17 protein-coding genes are annotated in these 18,701 nt (G+C 56.4%); 11 read left to right on the top strand and 6 right to left on the bottom strand.

From position 1 onward, the window contains the following. The first annotated feature begins 6 nt into the window (after positions 1–6). From kduI to kduD, 3 genes are read left to right on the top strand one after another with little or no spacing between them, the layout of a single operon-like run. Complete coding sequence (gene kduI / locus AC0L6S_RS19155; protein ID WP_473425718.1) at positions 7–843, top strand: 5-dehydro-4-deoxy-D-glucuronate isomerase; 837 nt, start codon at positions 7–9, stop codon at positions 841–843. A gap of 9 nt (positions 844–852) precedes the next feature. Then, on the top strand, positions 853–1,641 hold the full coding sequence (locus AC0L6S_RS19160) for a sugar phosphate isomerase/epimerase family protein (RefSeq protein WP_473425719.1): 789 nt from the start codon (positions 853–855) through the stop codon (positions 1,639–1,641). 23 nt (positions 1,642–1,664) lie between these two features. After that, positions 1,665–2,426: a 2-dehydro-3-deoxy-D-gluconate 5-dehydrogenase KduD gene (kduD, locus tag AC0L6S_RS19165; RefSeq protein WP_473425720.1), complete on the top strand. Its 762-nt coding sequence runs from the start codon at positions 1,665–1,667 to the stop codon at positions 2,424–2,426. Positions 2,427–2,446: 20 nt separating this feature from the next. Here the strand turns inward: kduD and AC0L6S_RS19170 are convergent, their stop codons facing one another. The 4 genes from AC0L6S_RS19170 to AC0L6S_RS19185 all read right to left on the bottom strand — a co-directional run bounded on the left by AC0L6S_RS19170 (position 2,447) and on the right by AC0L6S_RS19185 (position 6,127). Continuing rightward, the gene (locus AC0L6S_RS19170) at positions 2,447–3,460 is read right to left on the bottom strand and encodes an isopenicillin N synthase family dioxygenase (protein WP_473425721.1); all 1,014 of its coding nucleotides are present in this window, start codon (positions 3,458–3,460) and stop codon (positions 2,447–2,449) included. Positions 3,461–3,524: 64 nt separating this feature from the next. Continuing rightward, on the bottom strand, positions 3,525–4,160 hold the full coding sequence (locus tag AC0L6S_RS19175) for a glutathione S-transferase family protein (protein WP_473425722.1): 636 nt from the start codon (positions 4,158–4,160) through the stop codon (positions 3,525–3,527). 24 nt (positions 4,161–4,184) lie between these two features. Continuing rightward, positions 4,185–4,856 (bottom strand): CvfB family protein, encoded by a 672-nt coding sequence (locus tag AC0L6S_RS19180; protein ID WP_473425723.1) that lies wholly within the window; start codon positions 4,854–4,856, stop codon positions 4,185–4,187. 170 nt (positions 4,857–5,026) lie between these two features. Continuing rightward, positions 5,027–6,127: a TIGR03857 family LLM class F420-dependent oxidoreductase gene (locus tag AC0L6S_RS19185; RefSeq protein WP_473425724.1), complete on the bottom strand. Its 1,101-nt coding sequence runs from the start codon at positions 6,125–6,127 to the stop codon at positions 5,027–5,029. 378 nt (positions 6,128–6,505) lie between these two features. Here AC0L6S_RS19185 and AC0L6S_RS19190 point away from each other — a divergent pair, with 378 nt between their 5' ends. After that, positions 6,506–7,273 carry an SDR family NAD(P)-dependent oxidoreductase gene (locus AC0L6S_RS19190; protein WP_473425725.1) on the top strand — a complete coding sequence of 256 codons (768 nt, stop codon included), beginning with the start codon at positions 6,506–6,508 and terminating at the stop codon, positions 7,271–7,273. Between the two features lie 53 nt (positions 7,274–7,326). Here the strand turns inward: AC0L6S_RS19190 and AC0L6S_RS19195 are convergent, their stop codons facing one another. Then, positions 7,327–8,997: an alpha-keto acid decarboxylase family protein gene (locus AC0L6S_RS19195; RefSeq protein WP_473425726.1), complete on the bottom strand. Its 1,671-nt coding sequence runs from the start codon at positions 8,995–8,997 to the stop codon at positions 7,327–7,329. 157 nt (positions 8,998–9,154) lie between these two features. Here AC0L6S_RS19195 and AC0L6S_RS19200 point away from each other — a divergent pair, with 157 nt between their 5' ends. From AC0L6S_RS19200 to AC0L6S_RS19230, 7 genes are all read left to right on the top strand, one after another. Then, complete coding sequence (locus AC0L6S_RS19200; protein WP_473425727.1) at positions 9,155–10,015, top strand: glucose 1-dehydrogenase; 861 nt, start codon at positions 9,155–9,157, stop codon at positions 10,013–10,015. A gap of 127 nt (positions 10,016–10,142) precedes the next feature. Then, the gene (locus AC0L6S_RS19205) at positions 10,143–11,204 is read left to right on the top strand and encodes an NAD(P)H-dependent amine dehydrogenase family protein (protein WP_473425728.1); all 1,062 of its coding nucleotides are present in this window, start codon (positions 10,143–10,145) and stop codon (positions 11,202–11,204) included. A 72-nt stretch (positions 11,205–11,276) separates the two neighbouring features. After that, complete coding sequence (locus AC0L6S_RS19210; protein ID WP_473425729.1) at positions 11,277–12,053, top strand: SDR family oxidoreductase; 777 nt, start codon at positions 11,277–11,279, stop codon at positions 12,051–12,053. A gap of 48 nt (positions 12,054–12,101) precedes the next feature. Continuing rightward, on the top strand, positions 12,102–13,535 hold the full coding sequence (locus AC0L6S_RS19215; protein ID WP_473425730.1) for a hypothetical protein: 1,434 nt from the start codon (positions 12,102–12,104) through the stop codon (positions 13,533–13,535). A gap of 65 nt (positions 13,536–13,600) precedes the next feature. Continuing rightward, positions 13,601–15,046: an acyl-CoA reductase gene (locus AC0L6S_RS19220; protein WP_473425731.1), complete on the top strand. Its 1,446-nt coding sequence runs from the start codon at positions 13,601–13,603 to the stop codon at positions 15,044–15,046. A 28-nt stretch (positions 15,047–15,074) separates the two neighbouring features. Beyond that, the gene (locus AC0L6S_RS19225; protein WP_473425732.1) at positions 15,075–16,394 is read left to right on the top strand and encodes a hypothetical protein; all 1,320 of its coding nucleotides are present in this window, start codon (positions 15,075–15,077) and stop codon (positions 16,392–16,394) included. A gap of 51 nt (positions 16,395–16,445) precedes the next feature. Next, positions 16,446–17,531, top strand: a complete 1,086-nt coding sequence (locus AC0L6S_RS19230) for a DUF1214 domain-containing protein (protein WP_473425733.1) — start codon at positions 16,446–16,448, stop codon at positions 17,529–17,531. A gap of 35 nt (positions 17,532–17,566) precedes the next feature. On the opposite strand, the gene AC0L6S_RS19235 is transcribed toward AC0L6S_RS19230, so the two are convergent. Then, positions 17,567–18,535 (bottom strand): carbon-nitrogen hydrolase family protein, encoded by a 969-nt coding sequence (locus AC0L6S_RS19235; protein WP_473425734.1) that lies wholly within the window; start codon positions 18,533–18,535, stop codon positions 17,567–17,569. Positions 18,536–18,701 lie beyond the last annotated feature (166 nt).

The following is an 18,701-nucleotide window of genomic DNA, read 5'->3' on the forward strand; positions in this document are numbered from 1 at the left end:
GCCACCATGGACCTGGACATTCGATACGCAAGTCACCCCGATGACGTCAAGCATTACACCACCGAGCAACTGCGCGAGCATTTCCTGATCGACACGGTATTCAACGCGGATGAGGCCAGCCTGACCTATTCCCATGTGGATCGCATCATCGCCGGCGGCATCATGCCGGTGAATACCGCAGTGGGGCTGCAGGCCGGCAGTGAGATGGGTGTGAACTACTTCTTTGAGCGCCGCGAAGCGGGCATCATCAATGTCGGTGGCCCGGGCAGCATCACGCTGGATGGCGAGCGTTTTGATCTGGTCAAGCGCGATGGCCTGTACGTGGGCATGGGCGTCAAGGAGATCAGCTTCGCGTCGGACAACGCATCCGACCCGGCAAAATTCTATTTCAACAGCGCCCCGGCGCACCAATCCTACCCCCACACCAAAATAGACATCGCCCAGGCGAACCCTGTGCGGTTGGGCGAGGACGAGACCTGCAACAAGCGCACTATCTATCAGTACGTGCACCCGGCGGTTTGCCAGAGCTGTCAGTTGGTTATGGGCCTGACGGTGCTTGAGCCAGGCAGCATCTGGAATACCATGCCCTGCCATACGCACGAGCGCCGCATGGAGGTGTACTTCTATTTTGATCTGGACGAGAACGACCGGGTCTTCCACCTGATGGGCCAGCCGCAGGAAACCCGCCATCTGGTAGTGGGGAATGAGCAGGCAGTGATTTCGCCCAGCTGGTCTATTCACTCCGGTGCCGGCACCAGCAACTACACGTTTATCTGGGGCATGGTCGGTGAGAACCAGACCTTCGACGACATGGACCACCTGAAACCGTCCGAGCTGCGCTAGGGCCTGCAGGTGACAACCAGGGTCGCGCTGCAGACGTTCACGGTTCGCCGCTATCTTCAGTCGCCCGAAGCGGTCGAGCAGGGCTTTGCCCGTATCGCCGCACTGGGGATCAACGCGATCGAGCTCGCCTATGTGCCGTTGAAGCCCGAGGTCATCGACGCGGTGGATGCGGCGCGCAAGCGCCATGGCATCGAGGTGGGCAGCAGCCAGATCACGTTCGACATCCTCAATAAACAGCGGGAGCAGGTGCTGCGCTTCCTGCGCCAGTTGGAGTGCGACTTGACTGCGGTATCCGTACTGCCGTGGAAAGGTATTTTCGGGGGGCGCGACAAGCTGCTGCAGTTTTGCGAGGAACTGGATGCGCTCGGCGCCTGGTACCGCGAGCAGGGTGTCCAGCTGTGCTATCACCACCACGACTTTGAGTTCAGGCGCTACGGCGATGCGATGGGGCTGAACCTGATTCTCGACAACACCGCGCCCGAGAATGTATGCCTGGAGCTGGATACCTACTGGGTACAGCGCGGCGGTGGTTCACCACAGGGGCTGATTGCGTCTCTGGGGAGCCGGGTCAAAGTGGTGCACCTGCGCGACTACCGAATCCGCTGGAAGTGGTTTGAACTGCTGCCGATCGATACAGAGCTGGGGCAGGGTAATCTGGACTTCGATGACATTATACAGGCCTGTTGCAACAGCGGTGTGCGCTACATGGCGATTGAGCAGGCCACTAAAAATCCCTACGACAGTGTGGCGACGAGCGTTCAGCACCTGCATTCCCTCGGTTATGCCCACCTGTTCTAACAACATTTTGAAGGAGAGACATCGTGATACTCGACAGCTTTAAACTCGATGGCAAGGTCGCCATTGTTACCGGGGCATCCCGCGGGCTCGGACAGGGTATGGCCATTGCACTGGCCGAAGCTGGTGCCGATGTGGTCGGCGTCGGTGTCAGTGATTCTTCCGCCACCGGTGAAGCGGTGGCACGCGCCGGACGTTCCTACCTGCAGGTGACAGCGGATCTCACCGACAGCAGCTGCGTCGAGACAATCGTGGAGAAGGCCAAGGAGCGATTCGGCAAGATCGATATTCTGGTGAACAATGCCGGGACCATCCGCCGCAACGACCTGCTGGACTTCTCCGAGAAGGATTGGGACGACGTCATGGACCTGAACCTCAAAACGCTGTTCTTCCTGTCGCAGGCAGTGGCGCGGGAGTTTATCGCACAGGGCCACGGCGGCAAGATCATCAATATCGCTTCAATGCTGTCCTATCAGGGCGGGCTGCGCGTGGCTTCCTACACCTCGAGCAAGTCCGGCGTGAAGGGGCTGACCATGCTGATGGCCAATGAGCTGGCCAAGCACGGTATCGCCGTCAATGCTATCGCCCCCGGTTATATGGCAACCGATAATACCGAGCAACTGCGCAATGATGCGCAGAGAAACAGCGAAATCCTGGGCCGGATTCCGGCCGGTCGCTGGGGTAAGCCAGAGGATCTGGCCGGCGCGGTAGTGTTTCTCGCTAGCCCCGCCTCGGATTACGTGCACGGCTACACCCTCGCTGTCGACGGCGGTTGGCTAGCCCGGTAGGTCGAGCGCTGGATATCGGCCTAGTTTCTGTACTGCGAGATCTGTACTTCGGTGCCGTAATCGGCGAAGTCACCGTCTGAGCGCCGCCCGCGATAGTCGCCCCAGACAATCGGCTGGTAGCGGCACGGGTTGTTCGCGTTAATCGCCGGTGGCAGCGGGCTGACCCGGCAATCGGCCGCGGGGTTCAGGAAGAAGGGGATGCTGTAGCGTTCCCGCTCCTCCATCGCGCGCACGCGATGAATCGCCGCCCGATAACTATCGTTCGACCACACCTGCATCATATCGCCGGTATTGATGGTGATGGCGCCCTCGACCGTCGGTACGTCATACCACAGGCCGTCGCGATAAACCTGCAGGCCGCTGACCTCGTCCTGCAGCAATACGGTGAGCGCGCCGGAGTCCGTGTGATGGTGGATGCCGAGGTCCGCCCTCTGCGCCTGCCCCGTCAGTTCATCAGCCAGCGGATCCTGTACCGGGTAATAGTTGAGCCGGACGAACCCGGTGTGGTTGCCCTCAAAATGGGGGTGCAGGTAGTCGACGGGTAAATCCAGGCCGACACAGAAGGCGCTGAGCAACTGTAGCGAAAGCCGGGTACAGGCCTCTTGATAGGCCAGCATTGTGGTCTTGAAGTCTGGATGCCGTTGCGGCCAGCGATTGTGCTGTTGATAAATCGGGTCGAAGTCCTCGCGCGTAAAATCGAACACTTCTTTTTTATCGCGCTGGTTCTTGGTCAGTTCGCGATTGTAAAACCCCCAGGGATTATCCTTGCTGCGCTCAATCTCCAGTTTCTCTTCGGTCGGCAGCGCGAAAAACGTGTGAGTCTGCCGCCAGACATCGCCGATCAGAGCGACATCAATTCCGTGGTTCGCAACCAGAAAAAAACCCCAGCTTTTGCACGCATCCGCAATTTGATCCACTGCGGTCAGCGCGGCATTGCTGGAGGCATCGCAAAGCACGTCTGCCAGATCGATAACCGGTATCTGCTCGATCATCGCGTTGTGTGCCGCTACCGGGTGTCGATCGATGTTCTGCATTTTCAAAGTACTCTGTTCCCGCTGTCACCTGCCTGCTTCTGTGGTATCACCTCATCGGCGGGTGTTACTGACCCGCCGGTCCGAAATCGTATCTGCCACCTTTGCGCAGGGCCTGCTGGTAGGCCGGGCGCGCGTGAATACGCTCCCTGAAAGCGGCAAGGTTGGGGAACGGTTCCAGGCTATGCAGCAGTGGGGCGATTTCCACCGCAAAGGATAACTGCACGTCGGCGCCGGAAAAGCGGTTGCCGACGAACCAGTCAGCGCCCTCCAGAGCACTGTTCATGTACCCGAGATGGCGGTTGAGTTCATCCTCTATCCGCGGTTGCAATGCGGCTCCGCCATCGGGCAGGCGGCCGGTGTACATACGCAGCATCAGTGGCAGCATTGCGCTGCCCTCGGCGTAATGCAGCCACTGGAGATATTGCTCGTGCTCTACCGAACCGGGTTCAGGTTGCAGGCGCCCATCGCCGTGTTTGCGCAGGATGTAATCGATGATGGCGCCGGATTCAATGATGGTGTTGTCGCCATCTGTGACGATCGGCGATTTTCCCAGAGGATGTACTGCCTCCAGTTCCGGTGGTGCCAGATTGGTTTCGGCATTGCGCTGGTAGGTTTTCAGCTCGTAGGGCAGCTCCAGTTCTTCCAGTAGCCAGAGAATGCGCTGCGATCGCGAATTGTTCAGGTGGTGTACCGTTAGCATGGTGGATCCTCCTGTTGTATCGGTTTAGCGCTCAAGCAGGTTGATGCCGGCGCTGTCCAGTGTGATCAGGCGTTGTTTGTAGAGGGCGCCAATCGCTCGTTTAAAGGCGTTTTTGCTGACGCCGAAGGCGGCGTATATCTCTTCGGGCGGGCTCTTGTCCGACAGCGCCAGATACCCGTCGCTGGCCCGCAGTTGCGCGAGAATCTGCTCGCCGAGACTATCGACTTTATCCTTGCTGAAACCGGGCTTCTCCAGGCTCAGGTCGATTTTGTTGTCCGTGCGTATCTGCCTGATGTAGCCGTCGATAACCTGCCCCTTGTGCAGGGGTCTGAACAGTTCATTTTCGTACAACAGACCCCAGCAACGGTGATTGATAATCGCCTTGAAACCCAGTTCGGTCTTGTCTGCGATCACCAGTGATACTTTCTCGCCCACGCTGAGGCCGCTGGTATCGTCCTTTATCCAGTGGTCTATACGGGTGGTGCCGGCAAAGCGGTTCTGGTTGTCCTGATAGACTTTCACCAGTACCTTCTGGCCCTTGCGCAGGGTATGTTGCTGTTCGGCAAAGGGGATGAACAGGTCTTTGGGCAGGCCCCAGTCGGCAAAGGCCCCCAGTTGGTTTACCGCCACGATCTCCATCAGGGCGACCTGTCCCAGTTGCGCGATGGGTTGCTCGATGTGTCGCGTATTGACCATGGGGTATCCGTTTGACGGCTGTGTGCTGCGAATGAGTGACATTGTACGCAGGTGTCGCACACCATGGTAGCGCGTCGGCATCGCGGTGCTGATTAAAGTCGGTGGTCCGGCGTGGCACTGCGACCGCCAGTGGGTCGCAGAGCACGCTGGCGCTGGGCGTCGGTGCTGGTCTAGAACCCTGTTCCAGGTGGAGAAGGTACAAACCAGGGATCGTTCGCGTCGAAGTACTCGGCGCGCCGGACTTCGCGATAGGCCTCCAGCAATCCGCCGACCTGTTTGGGCAGGCTGCCGTGAATCAATACGCCGTCTGCGCCGGCATCAAACTGATCATTCAGCCGCTTCGCACAATGCTGGGCACTGCCCAATGCGGCGGACTCGGGCATCCAGTTGTCCGGAAACAATGAGGTGACTTCGGCTGTCTCGTAGCGGGTAAAGTTCTGGTCGGCTGATTTGCCGCCCTCGAACAATGGATGGTTCCTGATCTCTGTCAGTATTGACGGGTCCCAGCCGTTGACCTTGCACATTAACTCGCCATAGCCCTCCATGTGGACATAGGTGAGCAAGCGCGCCGGACCAATCGCCTCGGTCTCGGCTTCGCTCTGGTCTGCCGCTACCACCAGTGTTGCCCATACCTTGCAGGCACCGGGATCGCGGCCTGCCTCCTCGGCCGCATTGCGCACAATCGCCGCCGACTCAGTAATCGCCTGGTCTGTGAGGAAGGGATGCAGCAAGACACCGTCATAATGGCGGCCGGCGAGCGCCAGGGTTTTTGCGCCCATCGCTCCCAGTAGCATCGGGGGTGCGTGTGCTGGTGTCTCATTCATATACAGATACGGAAAGTTTCCCAGCGAGTTCTCTCCCGAGAACAGGCCGTTGTTCCAGAGGCAGCGCAGCACTTCGGGCGCCTCACGCAGCCCTTTGAGATTGGCTCGCTTGGCACCGAAGACATCGTACAATTTGTCGAAGCCGCGGCCGAAGCCCATCGCAAAACGGTTGTTCGATAAATGACTCATGGTTGCACCAAAAGAGCAGAGCTCCATCGGGTGGTGCGTCGGGTAATTCATCAGACCAGTGGCAATCTTTATTCTGGAGGTAATCGCGGCAGCCGCTCCACACAATACTTCGACATTCTTGTAGTCGTAGCGTTCAGCCGGCCAAATAGACCCAATACCCAACTCTTCAGCCAGGGGCGCTTCCTCCAGCGCGCGTTGCGGGTCATTGATTCTGCCGGGCAATGTGTAGATGCCCAATTCGGGAAATTCCTGCCTCATACTAATAGCTCCTCCAAATTTTTATGCTGAGATAGAACGCAGGCAAAGGTATGTCAGCCCTGCTGCAATGCCTTGGCCGGTGTCAGTGTTGCGAATCCAGTATAGGGTAAACGATTGTGGGAGTGGCAGTGGATAACATTACCCCATTGTAATGTACGACTCGGTTTTCCCTTGGTCCCTACCGCCGTGGCCCCAATAGTATTTGCACGTCAGCTTGTTAGACCATTGCGTTCTTCCGGGGGCTGGAACAGGTCATAGCGCTGGCAATTTTTGCGGCGCATCTGTTACGTTATCGCCCTGATACCCGCCGCTGTGGCTTTGCCGATACCCATATGCCGGTTTAGGCTGTGGCACCCTGTGTTTAACAAGGAGAATTTTATGAGCAGATTGAAAGATAAAGTAGCGTTGATCAGTGGAGCAGCATCCGGCATCGGCATCACAACGGCCAAACGCTTCGCTGAGGAGGGCGCAATTGTTATAGGCTTCGATCTGAACCCGGCGGGAGAGGCGTGGCAGGCTGTCGAATCACTGGCTGCGGCGAGCGATTTTGTGACAGGTAATGTCACCAGTGAAGCCGATGCAATATCCGTTGTCGAGCATGTCACGAACACGTTCGGGCGTATAGATATCCTCATTAATGCTGCGGGTGTATCAAGTTACGGTGCGACCACAGATGTCGAGGAAGACGAATGGGATCGTGTCATGAATATAAACCTGAAGGGCAGTTTCTTCTTCGCCAAGCACGCCGCAAAAGTGATGCAGGCGCAGCAGTCGGGAAGTATTGTCCACATTGCCAGCATTGAAGGTATGGTAGGCCTGAATGGCCAGATTACCTACGGCACGTCAAAGGGCGCGGTGATTCAGATGACACGCAATATGGCCGCTGACTTTGCACACAGTGGTATCCGCGTAAATTGTGTATGCCCGGGCGCCATAGAAACACCGCTCACGGCTGCCCTGCAGGACGAAGGTATGAAGGCGATCAAGCAGCAGATGGAGGCCGCTCACCTGATGGGGCGATTCGGCGAAGCGATCGAGATCGCCAACGCTATTTTGTTCCTGGCTTCCGATGAAGCTTCTTTTGTGACCGGTCATCCGCTGGTGGTTGACGGTGGCTGGACCGCCGGTACCCTGCTATCAATGTAGGTCACCTGCGCAGCACTGAGCGCGCGCATTGGCTGCATCAAGCGAAAAAATGATCAGCGGAAAAAGCGGGTGAACACATCGAACAGCTCCGACACGTCATCGGACTTCAGGTGTAGTTCGATAATCAGCGGCCCCAGTCCATCGTACTGATCCGCCGCTGTCAGCGCGCTTTCCAACTCGCCCTCTGTTCGCACTTCCAGGCTGTTGCAGCCTGGAATGACGTCCGTCAACCTGTGGTAGCGCCATTCGGGAATATTATTGAACTCACCATCGTGAATCATGCGTTCCACGGTGTAGCCGCCATTGTTCAGTACGAAGATAACGGCCGGCTTTTGGTAGCGCGCCAGTGTTGAGAGCTCCTGAATGGATATTAACAACGAACCGTCGCCCTCCAGGGCTATCACGCGGTTCGTCAGCTTTGGCGCGAAGCTGGCTCCCACCGCTGCGCCAAAACACATGCCCATCGACGCCCAGTACGGCGTGGTTATGGATACATTGTCCTCCTGTAACTGAAAGTTGGCGGAGTTGATGCCGGCACTGGTATCTGCGGCAATGGCATCGCCGGGTTGTATAAAGTGAACAAGCCGTTGATAAAAGCGTGTGCTGGTAAGCGTGGCATTCTCTTCCGCGTGAAACGGATCTGCCAGACTGTAGACAAACGATTTAACCGGTTGATCGGGGTGGCGCAGGCCGTCGACGCCTTCCATCTTGTCGGTGAGTTCAACAATGAAATCTCCCAGCGGGATGTCAGGTGAGATATCGCCATTCATCACAGCTTCGCCCTCGCGCACGAACACCGTTTGCGCCGGCTCAAGTTTTGCCGTGCCAATTCCCATGTTCATATCGGTTTCATGTGCGCCGATGAAAAGAACAAGGTCCGCATCTTCGATGTAGTGACGAACATTCTCGGGAGAGATAGCCCCCATATAGAGTCCGACACAGCTGTCGAGTGTTTCAATATAACCCGCTTTGCCAAACATCATGGACGCTACAGGCAGCCCGGTTTTATTCACCAGTGCCCGCAGTTCTGCCTGTAGCCGGAAGCGTTCCACCTCGTGGCCGACACAGATGACAGTGCGCCTGCTGTTGGCGATTCTGGCCACAATAGCTGCGACTAGCGAAGTCACGGCTTCGCCTGGAGCCTGGAAAGTGTTTGTGGCGACTAAAGGTGAGGTGGGGGGCAGGCAGGTAAGCTTCTGGATGTTGATCGGTATTTCGATGTAGACAGGCTTGCGGGTTGCAAGACAGATCCTGACAGCCTCGTCAATTCTGGCAGTGGCCGTTGCCGGATCATCGAGCAGTATGGACGCTGCGGTGACTTCTGCCATCATTTTCTGCGCGGCCTTAAAGTTGCCGGGGATGGTGTGGTGTATTTTCGGCTGCGTTTTGAAGGATGCTGCGTGCGGCCCCCCGGCAATCACAATAACAGGTACGTCCTCGGCGTACGCACCTGCGACAGCGTTGATGATGCTGAGCGGGCCGACGCCGCCAGTCACGATCGCAGCGCCGATGCCCTGAACTCTGGCATAACCGTCCGCGGCATAGCCGGCATTGAGTTCATTGCAGCAACCGATATGCTCGACATCTGAAGCGCCGATTCGACCGAAAAAAGGCATAATAAAATCGCCGGGCACACCGAATATGTGTTCAACCCCGATCTCACTCAGGCGTTGTAAAAGATAATCCGGAATCAGGAAATCGCTGTCGCTACTGGTGTTATTCATGTTCACCCTAATCGCTGTTAACACAATCTGACAAAAATTTAATGTGACTCGCCTTTGCGCCAAGTGGCGTTGGAAGTAGTGTATTTTCTTTTCAAATCGCCACAGGTTACTCTAAATTGGACGTGTATTATCAAAATAATTCTACAGGAAGCTGCTCATGTTAAACCCTGATATTCCCTCTGGCGGTCTGCAAGGCTATGCCGTATTGGTCACTGGCGGCGGTACCGGTATTGGCCGTGCCTGCGCACAACGACTTGCGGCGGACGGTGCCGCCGTCACTATTTGCGGCCGCACTGAGTCCAGGCTTGAGGATGCTGCGGAACAGATATCACGCGCCGCCGCACATGGCGGCAGCGTACAGTGTATTGTCGGCGATGTTACCAGTGAAGACGATGTGAAGCGCTTCGTCGCACGCGCGATGGAGACCACTGGTGGCCTGAATGGCGTTATCGCCAATGCAGGGGGCGGCGGAAAAATGGGGCCCTATCAGGTGCAGGATACCGATGAATTCACTCGGATACTGCACCTGAACGTATTGGGTACCATGTTGTGCGTCAAACACAGTATCCCGCCTATGGTGGAATCTGGTGGCGGCTCCTTCGTCGGCATGTCCTCTCTCGCAGGGCATGTTACACACCCCTACTTTGGTGCCTACTGTGTGGGTAAAGCCGGGGTTGAGGAGATGATGAGAAACTGCGCCGATGAGATGGGCCCGCAGAAGATTCGATTCAACGCGATTCGCCCCGGTTTTATCGCCACCGAGGTGATGGATGCCATTCCCGAACAGAGCAGAACCTACCAATCCTATATCGAAAACACACCTTTGGGCGACGTCGGTCAGCCAGAGGATGTAGCCCATCTGGCGCGGTTTTTGATCGGCGGTGAATCGCGCTGGATTACGGGTCAGTGTATAAATTGCGACGGCGGGCATTCTCTTCGCCGCGGCCCTGATTTCAGTGGGTCTGTCAAAGCGCGGTTTGGTGAAGAGGTGCTGGCTGGCAAGCTGCCAGCTGCATGAGTTGCTTGTACAAAATGCAGCAAAAAATATGACACATATTCTGTAGGATTTGCACCAACGTCACAGTTTAATTCGGTGACAATAAGCCATAGTCTCCAGAACTCGATGATATTCTGTGGAGTTTTCCGTGAAGTATAAAGTTATCCAATGGGCAACGGGTCACGTAGGGATGCCTGCATTGCAGGGTATTATCAATCGCGACTATCTAGAGTTGGTGGGACTGATGGTCAGCGATCCCAAAAAGATTGGTGTGGATGCGGGGCAACTGGTGGGTGGCCCCGATGTCGGTATTATGGCGACGAACGATCGCGAGCAGATACTCGCGATGGACGCCGATATCGTTTGCTATACCGCAGCCAGTGATTTTCGTCCGCAAGAATGCCTGGGCGATATGTGCGATATCCTGCGCTCCGGCAAAAACCTTGTTACCAGTTCGATGGTGACGTTGGTCAATCCTTATGAATTTATCCCCGATGTCGCCGCGATGATCGAAGCGGCTTGCCAAGAGGGCGGCAGTAGCTTTCTCTGCGCCGGCATCGATCCCGGTTTCGCACCCGATGCGCTACCTATCATGCTGTCTGCGATGTCGGACAATATCCAGACGCTGCGCCAGCAGACAATTTGGGGATACGATTCATATGACCAGCCGGAAACACTGGAGATGTTCATGGGGTTCGGCAAACCCATCGGTAGTGATGTTCCGCTGTTGACGCCGGGCGCAATCTCGATGACCTGGGGGCCATCGGCCAGAATGATCGCCGAGGCCCTGGGGGTGGAGCTCGATGAGGTTCGCCAGCGCCACGAGCAGGCACCGGCACCGGAGACTTTTGAGATTCCCACCGGCACTATTGAAAAAGGCATGGCAGCAGGCCTGCGTTTTGAAGTGATTGGTGTCGTCAACGGTGAAGAGCGTATCGTGCTGGAGCATGTCGCCAGGCTCAGGGACGATGTCGCCCCCGATTGGCCACAGGGTAATGGCCCTGGAACCTACCGAATTATGGTAGAAGGGTCGCCAAATTTTCGCTGTGAACTGGATTTCGGACTCAATGGTGAGGACCATAATGTCGGTGCGATGAAGGCGGCAGCCATGTGCTGTGTTAATGCTATTCCGCGCCTTGTGGCCTCTGAGCCAGGCCTTAAACGGTGGCTCGATTTCAGCAGCATTGCCGGAAAGGGCGCGCTGGGCTAGATCGCTGCCGTAGCGAGGGAAACGGGTACCGCAATATCGAATGTTTCAGGCCACAATAAAACAGGCGCAGTTATGTTTGCAGATAAAACAGTAATCGTTTCCGGGACGGGTCCCGGTCTCGGTTTGACAATGGCCAAAATGTTTGCCGATGAGGGGGCAAATGTCGTTTTGGCCTCCCGCAATCTGGCGTATATCGAAGAGGTCGCTACAGAAATTAAGGACAGTGGTGGCATTGCAATTGCAGTTCAGACAGATGTCACCGATCAGGCCCTCTGTGACAGATTGGCGGACAAGGCTGTCGAGGCTTTTGGCAGTATTGATGTGCTGGTGAACAATGCATTTAACCACGGTGGATTCAAGGCGCTGTGTGATCTCGACCTCGATACAGAGTGGCAGTCAACGTTTGATGTTAATGTCACGGGAACGTTACGCTTGGTCCGCTCTGTAGTGCCTGCGCTGAAGCTGTCAGCAGGGTCGATCGTCAACATCAACACCTTCAGAATTCGCGAGCCGGCGGCGGGGTCAGGCGCCTACTGCTCCAGCAAAGGCGCTTTACAGAACCTGAGTCGCACGCTGGCGCTTGAACTGGGCCCGGATAATATCCGCGTGAATAACGTCATGCCGGGCTATATCGACAGCGATCAACTGCGCGCACATTTCGATCGTGTGGCGGCGGCAGAGGGCGTGAGTGCTGACACCGTAGTGAAACGCCTCATCGCCACCCAGGCTCTGGGCTTTATTCCCAGTTCGCGCGAGGTGGCAGAGGCGGTACTGTTTCTGGCCTCAACGCGGGCCTCGGCGATAACCGGGGCCAGCCTGGATGTGAATGCCGGTCTCATCATACCCTAGCCATTGCGTGTCCAGGGAGCGATCATCAAACAGCAGGAGACAGCGGTTATGAGCGCAAGCTTTGACCAGCAAGCAGCGGTCAATTTCGAAGACCATCTTGCACAGGATGCGAAAAACTATATCGAATACTCCCAGGATGTGGTGTTCTCGTTGGACCCGCAGGCGCTGGATACCATTCAGTTGGGTCTGCTGCGAGAAAAGTTTGCCGCAGCCGCAGGCGGCATTGCAATCGTAAAACAGCTGGCCGCGCAGAATGAGATTTCCTCGATAGAGAGCTTCGATGACCTGTTGCCGATTTTCTTCAATCAGGAGACGTTCCGAAGCTATCCGCAATCCTGGCTTGAAACCGGCGATTTCAAGCGTATGACGAAATGGCTAGGCAAGCTGTGTGCGGTTGACCTGAGTGCGGTTGACGCGTCCGCTTGTGAGTCTATTGAGGACTGGATATCGGTGTTGAAGCAGCAGTCCAGCATTGATCTGATGATATCCGCCGGTGGCAATGGCAAAGCGGCTTTTCTGCCGCGCACCCGTGAAGAGTGGACCACCGCCGCGCATAGCACGCTTTGGGGTATCCAGATGGCGATGGAAAAAGCCAGTGGTGAATCGCTGGCGTTGCGACCGGGTATCGACAAGGTGCCGCTAATATATCCGGGGGCGCGCTCCGGGGCCCGGAGTTGGCGCTTCCTGAATTTTTACGAGGAAACCTTCGGTGACGATCTGGTCGATGCCCCGTTGGGTTACACCGATGCCGATCTTCTCACACTGGCCGGACGCATTCGCGAAGCGAGCAGGAAGGGCGAGGCCGGTTCACTGCAAATCAATCCGGCCTTACTTGCGCGAAAAGACGAGATAGCACGCCTCAATGCGGAAAAACCGCAACGGATCGAGGCGCTGATGCAGCGTATGCTGGAGGATTACCGCGACCAACGCGTGATCTTCTACAGCAGCATGCAGATGCTGTATGACCTGGCGATGCGCTTTGAAAAGCAGGGTATAAAGGGTGCCTATTCCAGCGATTCGTTCTTCTTCTGTGGCGGCGGTTTTATTTCCGGTAGCGAGCCGGAGAACTGGAAGCGGGACGCCGCAGCGGCATTGGGGATACCAGAGAGTTCCATCCTTATCGGTTATGGCATGCAGGAAAGCCTTACCGGTATGCAGATGTGTGATCACGGAAAGTACCATGTGCCTGTGACCCTGATTCCCTTTGTATTGAGTGAGGTGACCGATCAACCGCTTGAACGCCAGGGCACGCAAACCGGGCGATTCGCGTTCTTTGACTTGCAGGCAGAGACATCCTGGGGCGGCTATATCACCAGCGACCGGGTGACAATCCACTGGGACCAGCCCTGCGGCTGTGGGCACAAGGGTGCCTATCTGGATGCCACCATTGGCAGGGTTACCGATTTGCAGGACGACAAGATTGGCTGCGCGGGCACAGCCGGTGCGCTGGATGATGCCGCCGAATTTTTGCTTAAAGCGTAGGCCAGATGCCGATCAACGTGAGGTGAAAGCCACATATGAAGGCCTTTATACAGGATGATTGATTAATGCAGTATGAGATTCCCATCGTAGCCCGCGGTAACGTTATCGAGGACTACGAGGTGACCTATCCCGGACGTTACGGGTCAGATTTTATCTGCCCCGATCCCAATAAATACCTGTCCTCCATTCTGCTGCCGACGCGCCGCGAGATGGAGGCTCTGTATGAAATCTCGCTGGATGAGGTCGTCGATTTCCTTGTGGCGTTGGGCGCGCGACTCGATATCGACACCAACCCGCACTTGCAGCGCGCGCTGCTGTTGGCTGAAACCTTCAACGACGTCCCGGTCTACCTGATAAAGGGCGCGCTTTCGGATTTAAAGCGCTTCTTTACCCGTGAAGCGCTCGAGGCGATGATTGACACCGTAGGACGCGAACACCTTGATGGCTGGAAAACATACCAAAGAACCACGGGGCGTATCTCGCACATTCACGCGTTCGGTGTTCCCACGGTTCACGTTATCGCCGGTAACGGGCCATCGGGCGCGATACTCACCTATGTGCGCAATGCCTTGATACGCGGTTATGCGATTGTAAAAGTCCCCTCCAACGAGTTGGGTACAGCCATTGCCCTGGCACGTACAGCCATTGATATGGCGCCGGATCACCCATTGACCAATGCCTTTACCGCCGTTTACTGGCGCGGCGGTGACAAGGAGTTTGAGAGCAAGCTCTATCACCCGAGCAACATTGAGCGCATTGTCGCCTGGGGTGGATTTGAGTCGATCAAACACATTTCAAACTATGTGCGTCCCGGTATCGACCTGGTGACATTCGATCCGAAAATCAGTCGCTCTATTCTCGGCGCCGATACCTTTGCTTCGGCAGAATCCATGCGCGAGGCCGCCATGCGTCTGGCGGATGACGTCGGTAATGGCAACCAGAATGGCTGCTCCAACTGCCGTTTGTCCTATGCGATTTCTGACGGTAGCGACGACTTTCTCGACAAGGTCAAACAGTTTGGCCAGATGGTGTTCGATGAAATCCAGAACCTCCCTCCGGAGGTGAGCAGTGAAGCTATCCATATGGATGCCGGTTTCAAATCCAAGATAGCGATGCTGTCGATGCTGGACGACGAGTTTCATGTGATTGGGGGTGACAAGCGCGGCGGGATCATTATCTCGCTGGAGGGCGATCAAGTGGATTTCGCCGATGAACTCAAGTACCGGACGCTGAATATTGTGCCGCTGGCGAACTACGACGAGATGCTGAAGTTCATCACTCGCGATGTGCAGACTGTCGGAGTTTATCCGGAGAACGTGCGCGATGAATTGCGCACAACGCTGGCATTGCATGGTGTGCAGCGGATTACCTCTCTCGGTTATATGAGGCACTTTGATCCCAGCGTAGATCCCCATGATGGCAATGAGGCGCTGCGTAAAATGTGCACTTGGGTATTGGCCGAAGACTGCATGACCAACGATGTGCCAGCACTGTGGCGGCGCCCAGACTAGGGTGGCGTTATCCGAGGGAAACCACACTGTGAGTTCGCTAGACCTGAACGAATACCTGGATGCGCCGACCCGGTTGCTGGTTCCACCATTGAGTACGATGTTGGATTCCGTCGGCCGCAAGGAGATGGAGAGCTTCCAGCTACAAGCGGCCCGGCGAAAACTGGAACGCCAGGCGAAGCGCATACCGCTGGTCGGGGAGATGTACGCTGCCAATGAGGCCTCGACGTTCGAGTGCTTCAATGACTTCGCCACCGTTCTGTATGAGGATGGGGTCTATAAGGGTTACCATCAGTCGTGGCTGGAGAACAACGCTTTCGACAAGTTGACGCGGTGGTTGGACAGCCTGACCTCACATGATCTTTCCGGCGTCGAGATGACCGGATGTGACAGCCTGACGGAATGGTGTCGCCGCCTCGATGAGCAGGCAGACATATTCATCTGCCATTCAACGGGTACCAGCGGGGTGCTGAGTTTCGTGCCGCGTTCGAGAAGTGATCGCGACCTGATCGTCGACAGTATGGTCTGGGGCAATCCAGAGCTGTTCGATGCCGGCAAACCAGATAATGACGTCACCTATTTCACAATGCACCCACGGCGGCAGTACCGCATCCTGCAGGCGCTGTTCGACGGACTGGAGGAGCGCTACCTGAAGTACCCGGTGCAGGCCATCGGTGACTTCCTCAGTCCGGAATTTGCCATTACACAGGGTATGTTGCGACAGGCAGCGGCGAACGGGACACTGGATGAATGCCTGGCCAATCCGATAGTTGCTGCCAACCGCGATGCGGTGGAGCGCTATCAGAGGGAGCTGCCACAAAAGGTCAAAGCGTGGACGGACAACCTGATTGAAAACTATCGCGGCAAGCGTGTGTTCTTCCAGGGTTCGTTTGACAAGGCTTGGCAGATCACGCAGTCATTCCGGGAAGCGGGTGTCACCGGCGCTTTTGATCCTCGGTCGGTGTTTTCACTGGTCGGTGGTGTCAAGGACGGTACCGTCCTGCCTCCGGACTGGCAGGAACAGTTCCGGCAGGCGGTAGGGGTTGACGCCAGCAATATGACGGCCGGCTGGGGCATGTCAGAACTGGTGGCAAGTGCCACGCAGGTCTGCTTGCACGGTATGCACCATTTCTACTATCACAGTATTCCGTTTGTGCTCGAGCCCAATACTCGCACCCCGCTGCCGCGCGCTGGCGTGCAGAGCGGTCAGCTCGCCGTGCTCGATCTGAACTCAGAGGACTGTTGGGGCGGCATCATCAGCGGTGATCGGGGAACGATACGCTGGGACAGTGTCTGTAGCTGCGGACGCGAGGGTCCGTTGCTTGAAGCGGACAGTGTCGGCAGGTTGTAAGTTGCAGCGGCGCTTGAAAACGCCCAGCAGTATTAAAATAGGAGTTCGCTCATGCAGTCAGAATCGGCAAAGGACAGGGTTCACAGTGGTGCGGTCTGGTCGAATTTTTGCGATCAGCTTAAAGCGGCCGGTGAGGTTGTGCTCAGGGACAGCTCTCCCGACAGTGAACTGGACAGGGCCGAGGGTTTTCGTTACCTCTCGCGGCTGGTTCGGCTGGCGTTGGAGCAGTACGTTGAAAACAGCGACACCTGCGCCCCGACGTTTTTCCGACTGAGCCATGAAACAGCCAAGATCGGTTGCGATAACCCGGATTGTATTTATGGCAATGCCGTGCTGGACAGCAGCAAGGAATACCGTGTCACAGGCACCCGTGGCGATGTCGATTATCTCAGCTTCGGGACCTTCTCCGGGGGCTATGGTCAGGGCGGGAAAACCGGTCCGACAGGTTTTCTGGACGTAAAGGAACTGGCGTTGGAAGCGGACGGCTCTATCGACATCATCGTCAGTCGCAACCCGCATCCGGGTAACTGGCTGCCGATGGAAGAACATAGCAACCTGATGATCGTACGGCAGTTATTAAAGAACCGGCTCACCGACGAACCGGCGCAGTTCCGGATCGAGCGGTTGGACGGTGAAACGATTCCGCAGGTATTGACCGCAGATACGTTGGCAGAGGGGTTCACAGCCGCCGCAAACTTTGTCAACAGCACGGCGAGCATCTTTGCCGGCCTGGTGGAAAACTTCAAGCGCACACCGAATGAACTGGTGTATAACCCAATTGATAGAAAAACCAGTTTGGGTGATCCAAACAATACCATGTGGTATGGCTACTGGGAGCTGGACGAGGATCAGGCGCTGCTTATCGAGGTGGACCCACCGCAGTGTGAATTCTGGAACTTCCAGGTGAACAACTACTGGGAGGAGTCACTGGACTACCGCTACCTGAATGTGACGGTGAACAAGCACTCCGCTGTCTATGAAAGTGACGGTTCCCTGAAAATTGTTATCTCTCACAGAGACCCGGGTATGGGTAACTGGATGGAAACCGCAGGGCACAAACTCGGCACGCTGTGCTTTCGCTGGACCCTTGCAGCGAGCATGCCCGAGCCGCGCACACGCGTGGTACAGCTGGATTGAGTTGAGGCAGGTACTACACGCCTCAGGGACAGGATTCAGGGGCCGTGTATCAGTGACTGGAACTCCTCGGCAATGAGCTCGGAGGTTTCAGAAAGCCGTCCGGCGCGCCATTCTCGCCACGGAAAGATCGACTCCCAGCGGTGCAGCTTCTCAAAACTGACCGTTGCGGAAATCAGCTGTTCGGTGTGATCTGCGATTGCATAGGGGCGGGCGAAGGCGGGGAAGTCGGGGCCGGCGATTACGCTGTTGCCGGCAAAATTCCCGCTGCGTTGTTCTTCCACTGCGCCGGCGGCATAGCTCTCTGCGTGTGGCCCGCCGGCGACCTGATTGGCACTGACGGTGTAAACACAGTTTTCCTGTGCCCTGGTGCAGGTTACGGCAATCATATTGTCACGCTTATAGGGGCCGTTGAAAGAGGCACAGGTGTTGAGGATAATCCGCGCCCCCTTCAGTGCCATGATGCGGGTTGGCTCGGGGTTGAACCAGAAGTCGTAGCAGATGATTACCCCGACAGGGCCAAAGCGGGTTTCGAAAACAGGTATCGACTTGCCCGGTTTGAATGTGATGCCTTCGGTGACCCATGGCAGTGTGCCGAGGTGTATTTTTCGATACGTCCCCTGAATGCCTTCGGGGCCGACGAAGGCTGAGGCATTGTAGAGAATCGAGGGGTCATCCGGGTCTCTCTCGACCATGCCGAATGCGACGTAGAGGTCCAGCTCTTTGGCTAGCTCGGCTATGCGTTCCGTGGACGGTCCGGGCACGGTTTCCGCCAGGCCCGAGTGATACTCGCAGTGCGCTTCACCATTGCGACAGGGTGTGCAGCCGCCACAGCCGGTGAGGGCTTCTTCGGGGAAGGCGAGGATGTTTACGCCCTGGGCTGCGGCCTCGCGCATATTCGTTTCGATTCTGGCCAGGTTTGCGGCCTTGTCGCCGGAAATACAGGTGAAGTTTACCGCACCGAGAGTCACGTATTTTTCGTATCCGGCATATCGCTCGGGAATCATCCAAATCTCCTTATTATTGCGTTCAGCACGGCTCTTTTTGACAGATTAAGACATCTGTGAATTTTTGGGTACAGCGGATGACGCTCGCGCCTGCTCAATCTGACATTTGTGCAGGATTTGATATGTTTTCAGCCTGATATGCCCCACTTTATTCAAGGACGGGGTC

The sequence above is a fragment of the Halioglobus sp. D3-4 genome (assembly GCF_055809315.1).